Source organism: Citricoccus sp. (assembly GCF_032154715.1).
GTDB lineage: Bacteria > Actinomycetota > Actinomycetes > Actinomycetales > Micrococcaceae > Citricoccus.
Genome location: NZ_JALDXU010000112.1, coordinates 1 through 10,499, shown reverse-complemented (window position 1 = coordinate 10,499; position 10,499 = coordinate 1). Strand labels below are relative to the sequence as shown.

Here is a 10,499-nt window from a genome sequence, read left to right as displayed (position 1 = left end):
CTGCTGCCCGTGGTGCTGGTCGTCGCCTGGTGGGCTGCGACGGCTGCCGGCCTGTTCTCGCCGGTGCAGCTGCCCGCGCCGTCCTCGGTGGTCAACGCGGGGATCGACCTGGCCGCCGACGGATCCCTGTGGCACCACATCGCCATCTCGGTGCAGCGCGTCCTGCTGGGCTTCGCCATCGGCGGGGTGCTGGGCCTGCTCATCGGTTCCGTCCTGGGCCTGTCCACCTGGGCCGACGCCGTGCTCGCGCCACTGGTCGGTGCCATCCGCGCGGTGCCGTCGCTGGCATGGGTGCCGCTGCTGATCCTGTGGATGGGGATCGGCGAGGACTCCAAGATCACCCTGGTGGCGATCGGTGCCTTCTTCCCGATCTTCACGAACGTCTATGCGGCGCTCAAGCACGTGGACCCACACCTGGTGGAGGCCGGCCGCGCCTTCGGCTATCACGGCCTGCGCCTGCTGCGGACCGTGCAGCTGCCCGCCGTGGTGCCCTCCGTGTTCTCCGGCCTGCGGCTGGCCCTCGCCCAGGCCTGGCTGTTCCTGGTGGCCGCGGAGCTCATCGCCTCCTCCATGGGTCTGGGGTGGCTGCTCAGCGACTCGCAGAACAACGGCCGCACCGACCGGCTGATCCTGGCGATCATCCTGCTGGCCATCATCGGCAAGCTCACGGACGCGATCCTCGGCCTCGTGGAGCAGCGGGCGATCCGCCGCTGGTCCTGACCTCCGCTCTGACTTTGCGGGCAATACGTGATGGTGTGTGAGGGACACCACCAAGCATTGCCCGCACAGTGCTGTTGGTGTGAGGGTCCCACCATGACGGCCGCGTCTTCTTCTGCACCTGCTCCGTGACCGGCGGTTTCCTCGCCTACCGTGGTCATCACCACCGCACGCCAGGAGGACCCCGTGAACGACTCGCTCCCGACTGAGCCCGACAGCGGCGCGCCGGTCGCCGACTTGCCCACCAGCACCGTCACAGACCCGGTCTCCCTGGCACGAGTGCATGAACGCCTGCTGGTCCCGAACTTCCCGCCCCAGGAATTGGGCTCCGTGCAGGAACTGCTCGAGGACGTCGACCGGGGATCGGCCACGGTGCGCGTGGTCGGTGACCCCTCGGACCCCGTGGCCGTGGCCGTCACCGCCACCTTCACCGACTCCCCGGCCGTGCTGCTGAGCTACGTCGCCATTCGCGCCGACCAGCGCGGGCGAGGCGTGGGCACGGCGTTGCTGTCCGGGCTGCTGACCGGCATCACCGCGGGCCCGGACGTCTCCGTGGTCCTCGCCGAGGTGGAGCACCCCGCACACCATCAGGCCCACCCCGTCCACGGAGACCCCATCGCACGGCTGCGCTTCTACGCCCGGCTCCGCGGCCGGATCCTGGAGGTGCCCTACTTCCAGCCGCCGGTCGACGGGACGCAGGACGCCGTCTACGGGATGCTCCTGCTGGCCCTCGACCCGCCGGACCGCGTCGTCCACGGGCAACGGCTGCTGCCGGAGGCGGGGCTGGCCGCCGCCCTGGAGGAGTTCATGGCCGGGACCGATCCGGAGCGGTATCCCGTCGGCCCCCTGCTCGAGGCCGCCGGCCGGCCCGAGGGCGTCCGGATGCTGCCCCTCGATGAGGTAGGCCACGCCCCGGTGGCCCACCGCCCGTAAGCCGACCGCAGCCTCTGCCGGGCCCTGCCCCGGTCTCGGACCGCCGCGGGGCTACTGCATCCGCGCGGACTCCGCGTCGATGAAATGCTGCGCCCGCTGGAGGGTGTGCGAGGAGTAGGTGCCGCCGGCCCGCGCGTCGAGCAGGACGGACTGTTCCACGTCCACGAGCTGGCGGCGCAATTCGCGGTGCTGCCGGGAGTGGCCGTCCGGATCGTCATCATTGACCATGGCGGCCAACGCCTCCGTGGCCGCCATGCCCCGGCTCCGGGTCCGTTCCAGCACCTCGGGGGCGAAGGGTTTGCCGTTCTCCCGCTGCAGCGTCTGGCTGTCCAGGAAGGCCTGGCGGGCGGCGATGATCTCCTCGGCCAGGCGGGTGACCTCACGTCCCTCGGCCACCTCGCTGGTGCCCTTGATGCCCAGGACGCGGATCAGCAGTGGCAGCGTGCCGCCCTGGACCACCAGCGTGATGATGGCGACCGTGAAGGCGATCAGGATCAACTCGGCCCGGTAGGGGATGTCCGAGGGCAGCGACTGGGCCGCAGCCAGGGTGACGGCCCCCCGCATCCCGGACCAGGCGAGCACGGCACCGCCGCGCCACCCCAGGCTGTGGGTGGCCTGGAACTGCGCGTCCGCCCGCCACCGTTGCAGCCGCGCCGCGCGCCGCGGGTTGGCCTCCGCATCGCCCTCGGCGACGGCTTCCAGGGCGGCATCCAGATGCTCGGCCAGCTCGGGGATCCGGCGCTGGCGGGCCCGGAGACCGGCGATCAGCGGGACCACGAAGAGGATGCGGACCCCGAAGAGGATCACCGTGCAGACGGCCGCGAGGGCGACGGCCATCCACAGCCCCCGGCCGGAGGACTCGGCATCCGCGACGATGGAGGTGATCTCGAAGCCCATCAGCAGGAACACGCCGTTCTCCAGCAGCAACTGGATGGTCCGCCAGTTGGTACGGTCCGTGATGCGGTCCACGGCGCTGAAGCGTTTGGGCGCCTGATGCCCGGTGACCAGGCCAGCCGCCACCACGGCGATCACGCCCGAGGCCTGCAGGTGCTCGGCCGGCATGTAGGCCAGGAACGGCACGGTCAGGGAGATCGCGGTGGTGAGCACCGGCTGCTGGCGGATCCGGGACCGGGCCCACACCGTGACGGCGCCCACCAGCAGCCCGACCGCCACACCCGCGATGACGGCGTAGGCGAAGTCGCCGATGGCGCCCCAGAACGTGATGCTGCCGGCGGTGGCGGCAATGGCGGTGCGGAGCATGACGAGCGCCGTGGCGTCATTGACCAGCCCCTCCCCCTCGAGGATCATCACCAGCCGCGGAGGCAGCCCCAGCTTCTTGCCGATGGACGTGGCCGCCACGGCGTCCGGCGGGCTGATCACGGCCCCCAGTGCCACCGCGGCGGCGAAGCCGATGTCCGGCAACACCCACCAGATCAGCCACCCGGTGGCGAAGGCGGAGGCGATCACGAGCAGGACGGACAGGGCGCTGATCGTCTGAAGATCCCGTCGGAAATCCGTGATGGGGACGTTGACCGCGGCCGAGTACAGGATCGGCGGCAGCGCGATCATGAGGATCCACTCCGGCTCCAGCAGGATCCTGGGCGCACCGGGGATCAGGCTGCAGCCGATGCCGACGATGACCAGCAGGATCGGTGCTGCCACGCCCAGCTTCTGGGCGAAGAGTGACACGAGGACGATGATCAGGACGCCGGCCACGGCCAGCAGTGCGAATTCTTCCATGGGGCCTCCCCGTTCCGGTGGCATGGCGTCACCGCTGCCCATCCAGACTAATCCCGGTGCCGTAGCACGGCTTCACCGGTTTGGCCCTGCCGCGGGGCCCGGACGTACAGTGGAATCGACCATCCCGAGCGGCCGAGAGATCTGGCTCCGTGACGCCGCAGCAACCCGTGGTCGACGCCGGCCCCTTCCGGGCGCGGTTTCGGCCACCAGGTGCTACCGCCAGATTCGATGGAAAGAAGGTTCTGTCTTGTCTGTTGCCCCGAACACCACCACCGCCGGAACCGGCGCCTTCCCCGCTCCGCTGCCGGGACCCCTGCCGGAAGGTGTCCTGAACTCCGCCGATACCACCGTCCGCCCCGGCCGGTCCGCGAACCTGCTCCACGGCGGTCTCGGCGACGGCCAACCCGTGAACGAGGCGGACCGCCTGGCCTTCTGGGATCAGGCCGCACGCCGCCTCGACTGGCAGAGCCCCTGGCACACCACCCACTCGTGGACGGCCCCGGACCCGGAGGCCGAGCGCGGCCCGGAGATCCGCTGGTTCGAGGGCGGCACTCTCAACGTCGCGGTGAACTGCGTGGACCGGCACGTGGACGCCGGCCGCGGGGAGAAGGTGGCCCTGTACTTCGAGGGGGAGCCCGGCGACCGCCGCGCCGTGACCTACGCGCAGTTGCAGAAGGAGGTCAGCCAGGCCGCGAACGCGCTGACCGCGCTGGGTATCGGCCAGGGCGACCGCGTGGTCGTCTACCTGCCCGTGCTGGTGGAGACCATCGTCATCACCCTGGCCTGCGCCCGGATCGGCGCCGTGCACTCGCTCGTGTTCGGCGGCTTCTCGGCCGAGGCCCTGAAGTTCCGAGTGGAGGACACCGGTGCCAAGCTCCTGGTGACCTCCGAGGGCCAGTTCCGCCGCGGGAAGGCCGTCCCGGTCAAGTCCCATGCGGACGAGGCCGTGTCCGGCGAGAACAACATCGAGCACGTGCTGGTGCTCAACCGCACCGGACATGCGGACGTGGACTGGGTCGAGGGACGGGACGTCTGGTGGCACGAGATCGTGGACCGCCAGCCCCAGACCCACACCCCCTCGTCCTTCGACGCCGAGACCCCGCTGTTCATCATGTACACCTCCGGCACCACCGGTCAGCCCAAGGGCCTGGTGCACACCTCCGGCGGCTACCTGACGCAGGCCAGCTGGTCCTACGACTACCTGTTCTCCCACCCGGATGTCTCCGCGCGGGAGCGGGACGTCCACTGGTGCACGGCGGACCTTGCCTGGGTGACCGCGCACACCTATGAGATCTACGGGCCGCTCTCCAACGGCGTCACGCAGGTCATCTATGAGGGTGTGCCGAACGCCCCGCACCCGGGACGGCACTTCGAGGTCATCGAGCGCTACGGCGTCACCAGCTACTACACCGCGCCCACCCTGGTCCGCTCCCTCATGGGCTGGTTCCCCGAGGGCATCCCCGCGGGACCGGACGGGTATGACCTGAGCAGCATCCGCCTCGTCGGCACCGTCGGCGAGGCCGTGAACCCGGAGGCCTGGACCTGGGCGCGCACCCAGATCGGCCGGGACCGGCTGGCCACCTTGGACCGGGCGGCACAGGCCGAGACGGGCGACGCCGGCGCGCGGGTCCCGCGCGATGGTTCCGTGGGCGTGCCCATGGTGGACACCTGGTGGCAGTCCGAGACCGGGGCGACCATCCTCTCCCCGCGGCAGGACGACGAGCGGTTCAAGCCCGGTTGTGGTTCCCGTCCGCTGCCGGGCGTGGACGTGGCCGTGGTGGACGACTCCGGCGCCCCAGTGCCCGCCGGCCTGCAGGGCAAGGCCGTGGTCACCCGCACCGGACCGTCGATGGCCCGCACCGTCTGGGGCAATCCGCGGCGCTACTACTCCTCGTATTGGAAGGACTACGCCGAGCAGGGCTGGTTCCTGGCCGGGGACGGCGCGAAGTATGACGAGGACGGGGACATCTGGATCCTGGGCCGCATCGATGACGTCATCAACATCTCCGGCCACCGCCTGTCCACCATCGAGATCGAATCGGCCCTGGTCTCTCACCCCGGTGTGGTGGAGGCCGGCGTCTGCCCCGTGCCGGACGCCAAGACCGGGCACGCCGCCGTCGCGTTCGTGGTGGCCCGCGAGGGCTACGCCGAGGGACGCGGGTCCGCCGCGGACGCTGAAGCCGGAGCGGCCGGCGTCGGGACCTCCGCCGGTGAGGCACCGATCTCCCCCGCCGAGGCGCTGCGCCAGCACGTGGGCACGGTGATCGGCCCGGTGGCCAAGCCGCGGGACGTGGTCTTCGTGCCGGACGTGCCGAAGACGCGCTCCGGCAAGATCATGCGGCGCCTGCTGACCCAGCTCTACGAGGGCACCGCCCTGGGGGACACCACGTCCCTGCAGAACGAGCCATGCGTCGAGCAGATCGCCGACGTCATGGCCGGTCGATCACCGTCGGGGCAGACTCCAGCCCAGTGACTCAGCGGTGACATCGCGGTGACCCTGCAGGCCCTCCGCTGAGTGGTCAGATCCCGTCGCGGATACGCGCCGGATCGCCACCGGAATTGACCACCCAGCGTGCGGGGCGCCGTCGTCCAGCACGCAGCCGTCAGTCGTCGGCCCGCAGCCGTCAGTCGTCGGCCTTGCCGTAGGTCCAGTACGAGGACAGGGACAGCATCTTCCGGTCCACGCCCCGCTCCTCGGTCAGGTGCCGGCGCAGGCGCTTGACCATGGACTTCTCCCCGTGGACGAAGGCGTGTACCCGGCCGGCGGGCCATTCGGCCCGGCCGATCCCCTCCACGGTGGCCGCGAGCTGCGAACGCCCGAGCCGGTACTCCCCGCCACGGTGCAGCCACGTCACCTCCACACCCGAGGGCACCGTCAGTTCCCACTCGTCGGCGGGCCCGCCCACCTCGATGAAGGCCTGCCCCGTGGCGTCCTCCGGCATCTCGGCGAGCGCGGCGGAGATCGCGGGCAGTGCCGATTCATCCCCCACCAGCAGGTGAGCGTCGGCGGCCGCGTCCGGGGCATACTTGCCGCCCGGTCCGGCGAACGCCACCTGATCTCCCACCTTCGCTGCCGCCGCCCACGGTCCGGCCACCCCGGAGTCCCCGTGCAGCACGAAGTCGATCACGAGGGTCCCGGCCTCGGCGTCCACCGAGTGCACCGTGTAGGTCCGCCGGACGGGGCGCTGATGCTTCGGCAGTGACTTGCGCAGCGTCTGCACGTCGTAGGGCGGCGTCAGTTCCAGAGCCGGGTCCACGAAGAGGATCTTGACGTACTTGTCCGTGTAGTGGTTGTCCCGGAAGTCGGTGAATCCCGGGCCCCCGAGGGTCAGCCGCTGGAAGTGCTCCCCCAGCCGCTCGGTGGAGATCACGTCCAGGACCACCTGCCGGCCCTTGCGACGGTCCGACGAATCGCGGGTCTCCACCGGTCCCAGTGCCCCGCGGCCGGCCACGCCCTCCTGGCTGTCGCCCTCCACGTGGCCGTACTGGCCATGCTGGCCGTAGTCGCGGTGCTCCTGGTGTCCGCCGTGCCGATGACGCCGGCGGTGATGGTGGTGGTCGCGCGTTCCGTCCTTGTCCCGCTTCTCCGTCTTTCCGCGCTTGCCCCCTGAGCCGCCGGCCGCCACCTGCTCGCGCAGCCGGGCCGCCTTCAGGGCGTACTGCGCCGCCTTGTACTCGTACTTGGCCACGGCATAGCGTTCCCGAGCCGCGCGGTACCGCTCGTAGGCCTCCTCGGCGCCCGGTTCGGACGTCCCGATCGCCGTCTGGCCATGACCCGGCTCCGGGCCGGCCGCCGTGGGGCTCACCGCCGCTGGGCCCGCTGCCACGGGGTTCCCTGCCGCCGCGCTCGCCGTCTCCGGGTTCTCTGCCGCCGGGACGTTCTCGTCTGTGCTGCCCATGGGTCCTTCCTGTGGCACGTCATCGTGCCTCCCGTTCAGCCTAGGGTCTGTGCCGAGGAGCCGATAGGCGCGTCCGACAGCAGTCGCACCCCGGAGCGGTCCGGCAGCACGCGGATCACGCCGTCCAGCTCGAGGACCTGGATCGGCGTGCCGTAGACCTCGCTGAGCAGCTCAGCGGTGCAGACCTCCGGGGCGGGCCCGTCCGCCACCACTCGCCCCTGGTCCAGCACCACGATGCGGTCCCCGTAGACGGCGGCGGAGTCCAGGTCATGGAGCACGACGGCGACCGCGGCGCCGTGCGCTGCCAGCCCACGGCAGAGCATCAAGGTGCGTTCCTGGTGGGCGATGTCCATGGCGGAGACGGGCTCGTCCAGCAACACGGTCCGGCCCTCCTGGGCCAGGACCCTGGCCAGGGCCGTACGCTGGCGTTCGCCGCCGGAGACCACGGTGATGGCCCGTCCCTGCAGGTGCTCGATCCCCACGGAGGCGATGGCGCCGTCCACCACGTCCTCGTCCTGATCGGCATGCTCCGTGCGCCGCCAGGCGTTGCGCCCCATCTCCACGACCTCGCGGACGGTGAAGGGGAAGGACACCGCGGAGTCCTGGACCATCACGGCGCGCCGCCGGGCGGAGTCCTGGGGTTTCCACCGGGCCACCGGGATCCCGTCCAGGCCGACGGTGCCCCGGCTGGGCTGGATGTCCCCGGAGAGCACGGAGAACAGGGTGGACTTGCCGGCGCCGTTGGGTCCGATCACCACGGTGACCTCACCGGGACGCAGATCCACGCTGACCCCGTGCAGGATCTGGCGGGCGTTGATCTCCACGTGGACATCCTGTGCCTCGAGCATCAGAGGGTCCCCTGCCTCTTCAGGGACTGGCGCAACAGGATGAAGAACACGGGCCCTCCGACCACGGCGGTGAAGATGCCGATCGGCATGTCGGCGAAGGGGATGACGGTGCGTGCGGCCACGTCAGCGAGGGACAGCAGCATGGCGCCGCCCAGGGCGGAGAGCGGGATGAGCCCTCGGTGGGAGGGGCCGATCACGAGCCGCAGGGCGTGCGGGACCACCAGCCCCACGAAGCTGATGAGCCCGGCATAGGCCACGGCGGCGGAGGTCAGCACGGCCACGGCGATGATGGACACCACGCGCAGCAGCCCCACGTTCACGCCGGCATGGTGGGCGGGACGCTCGCCGAGGGAGAGCAGGTCCAGCTGGCCGCGCAGGGCCATGGCCACCACGACGCCCAGCAGGAACACGATCCCGGCCGTGCCCACCGCGGTCCAGGTGGCCCCGTTCAGGGAGCCCATCTGCCAGAACACGATCTGTTCACGGCTGGCCGTGTCCCCGAGGAAGACGAGGAAGGACATGACGGCGCCGGCCACGGCGTTGACGGCGATACCGGTCAGCACGAGCGTCAGCACCATGGCCCGGTTGCCGGACGTGGCGAGCAGGTAGACGAGCCAGGTGACCACCAACCCGCCGAGGAAGGCCGCCAGCGGCAGCACCCATCCGCCGGCGGCCGTCAGCCCGAACACGATGACCACGCAGGCGCCCACGGCGGCACCGGAGCTCACACCGATGATCCCGGGCTCGGCCAGCGGGTTGCTGAACACGCCCTGCATCAGTGCGCCGGCCACCCCGAGGGCGGCACCCACGATCACCCCGAGCAGCAGCCGGGGGAAGCGGATGTTCCACAGGGTGGAGTCCAGCAGCGATTCGTCCGGGTGGGCCGCCGTGGTGCCGGTGACCGCCCGCCAGACCGAGCCGAGCACCTCGGCCGGTGTGGTCGGGAACTGCCCGGCGCCGGCGGAGAGCACCAGGACGGCCAGCAGCAGCACCAGCAGGACGACGCCGGTCACCGCGGTCCGCGCTGTGGAGTGCGGCCGGGTGCTCGCCGGAGGGCGCCTGACGGGGGGAACCGTCCGCCGAGGTGCCTCCACCACGGTCACTGCAGCCCCTCGGGGTTGTACAGGGCCTCGGCCAGGGCAACGAGCGCCTGGGGAGTCCGGGGTCCGTAGGACATCAGCTGTCCGTCCGGCACATCCACGATGCGCTGTTTCTGCCCGGCGATGGTCTGGGCGACTCCGGGGCGCTCCAGCAGGCCGGCGAGTCCGCCGGTGGACTCCAGACCGTCGGTCATGACGAGGATGACGTCCGGGTTCAGGGCGGCCAGCGCCTCGGCATTGGCCGGCTTGGTGCCGGTGATGCCGGCCCGCTCGGCGGAGTTGAGCGCACCGACGCTCTCCACCACGTCGCCGCCGGAGTCACTGCCCATGACGAAGAAGATGCCGGCAGTCCCCCGGACATAGAGGATCGCGGCGCTGACCAGGTCCGCCTCATCAGCGGGCACCAGGGCCTCGATCCTGGCCTGGGCGGTCTCCATCTCGGCGTCGTAGTGCTCGATCAGTGCGGCGCCGGCCTCGGGGACACCGAGGGTCTGGGCGACGCGCGCCATGATGTCCTCGTTGGTCTCCAGGCCGCGGTCCGGGTCGAACATCACCAGGGTGACCCCGGCGGCGCGGAGCTGGTCGTACACCTCGGGCGGGCCGAGGGTGGTGTCCGCCAGGACGACGGTCGGGCGCAGGGACAGGATGGCCTCGGCGTTGAGGTCGTGCCCGCCGGAGGTGACCAGGGGCAGGTCCGCCATGGCGGGTGAGGTGTCCGAGGAGGTCCGGCCCACCAGCCGGTCCCCGAGGCCGAGGCCGGTCACGATGTCCGAGAACGTGCCGTAGAGGTCGAGCGCCAGGATCCGGTCCGTGCTGGAGACCGTGACCTCCTGGCCGCCATGGTCCGTGACGGTGACGGGCAGCTCAGGCGTCTGGGGGTCTTCGATCGGCAGGATCTCGGCGACGGTCTCGGCCGAGGAGGGGCCCTCGATGCCGGCGGGATCCGGCAGGTCGAGCGCCGGCTCCTCGCCGGCTAAGGCGTCTGAAGGGCCCGCGGAGTTCCCGCTGGCGGTGCCGTCACCGGCGGGACTCGGCGTCGCCGTGGAGCCAGAGGTGTTCGCGTCCGCCGGGGCGCCGGTGGCGCCGCAGCCGGTCAGCACCAGGGTGAGGGCCAGCAGGGCGGCGGCCATCGTTCCGGTCAGGGCGCGACGCCGGCCGGTGCTGCGGGTCTGCCGGGAGGAGTGCATGAAGATCATGGTGGGAGTCCTAGGTCGGGCCCCGAGTGAATCCGGGGCCCGACCGTGTGAGGTGCGGTTCCGGTT

The 10,499-nt window shown here is 71.2% G+C and carries 8 protein-coding genes and 1 riboswitch; of the genes, 3 read left to right on the top strand and 5 right to left on the bottom strand.

The window, feature by feature from the left end:
• Both RUH65_RS14090 and RUH65_RS14085 read left to right on the top strand, forming a co-directional pair.
• Positions 1-720, top strand: a 720-nt coding sequence (locus RUH65_RS14090; protein ID WP_313818219.1) for an ABC transporter permease, incomplete at its 5' end; no start/stop codon positions are given.
• A gap of 183 nt (positions 721-903) precedes the next feature.
• On the top strand, positions 904-1,650 hold the full coding sequence (locus RUH65_RS14085; protein WP_313818218.1) for a GNAT family N-acetyltransferase: 747 nt from the start codon (positions 904-906) through the stop codon (positions 1,648-1,650).
• Positions 1,651-1,701: 51 nt separating this feature from the next.
• Here RUH65_RS14085 and RUH65_RS14080 read toward each other — a convergent pair whose 3' ends face one another.
• Entirely contained in the window at positions 1,702-3,390 is a 1,689-nt protein-coding gene (locus RUH65_RS14080) for a sodium:proton antiporter (RefSeq protein ID WP_313818216.1), read from the bottom strand.
• 116 nt (positions 3,391-3,506) lie between these two features.
• A riboswitch (SAM riboswitch) is annotated at positions 3,507-3,625 on the top strand.
• A 12-nt stretch (positions 3,626-3,637) separates the two neighbouring features.
• Here RUH65_RS14080 and RUH65_RS14075 point away from each other — a divergent pair.
• Positions 3,638-5,863 (top strand): AMP-binding protein, encoded by a 2,226-nt coding sequence (locus tag RUH65_RS14075; protein ID WP_396180323.1) that lies wholly within the window; start codon positions 3,638-3,640, stop codon positions 5,861-5,863.
• 151 nt (positions 5,864-6,014) lie between these two features.
• On the opposite strand, the gene RUH65_RS14070 is transcribed toward RUH65_RS14075, so the two are convergent.
• The 4 genes from RUH65_RS14070 to RUH65_RS14055 all read right to left on the bottom strand — a co-directional run bounded on the left by RUH65_RS14070 (position 6,015) and on the right by RUH65_RS14055 (position 10,433).
• Positions 6,015-7,289, bottom strand: a complete 1,275-nt coding sequence (locus RUH65_RS14070; RefSeq protein ID WP_313818214.1) for a siderophore-interacting protein — start codon at positions 7,287-7,289, stop codon at positions 6,015-6,017.
• Between the two features lie 35 nt (positions 7,290-7,324).
• The gene (locus RUH65_RS14065; RefSeq protein WP_313818213.1) at positions 7,325-8,137 is read right to left on the bottom strand and encodes a heme ABC transporter ATP-binding protein; all 813 of its coding nucleotides are present in this window, start codon (positions 8,135-8,137) and stop codon (positions 7,325-7,327) included.
• Complete coding sequence (locus RUH65_RS14060; protein WP_313818212.1) at positions 8,137-9,150, bottom strand: iron ABC transporter permease; 1,014 nt, start codon at positions 9,148-9,150, stop codon at positions 8,137-8,139. Before RUH65_RS14060 ends, RUH65_RS14065 begins: the two co-directional genes overlap by 1 nt.
• Before the next feature lie 86 nt (positions 9,151-9,236).
• Positions 9,237-10,433 (bottom strand): ABC transporter substrate-binding protein, encoded by a 1,197-nt coding sequence (locus RUH65_RS14055; protein WP_313818210.1) that lies wholly within the window; start codon positions 10,431-10,433, stop codon positions 9,237-9,239.
• Positions 10,434-10,499: the final 66 nt, after the last annotated feature.

Bases quoted from the DNA above. Each gene is read 5' to 3' on its own strand.
- RUH65_RS14080 (WP_313818216.1), bottom strand. From the start codon at position 3,390: ATGGAAGAATTCGCACTGCTGGCCGTGGCCGGCGTCCTGATCATCGTC.
- RUH65_RS14070 (WP_313818214.1), bottom strand. From the start codon at position 7,289: ATGGGCAGCACAGACGAGAACGTCCCGGCGGCAGAGAACCCGGAGACG.
- RUH65_RS14065 (WP_313818213.1), bottom strand. From the start codon at position 8,137: ATGCTCGAGGCACAGGATGTCCACGTGGAGATCAACGCCCGCCAGATC.
- RUH65_RS14055 (WP_313818210.1), bottom strand. From the start codon at position 10,433: ATGATCTTCATGCACTCCTCCCGGCAGACCCGCAGCACCGGCCGGCGT.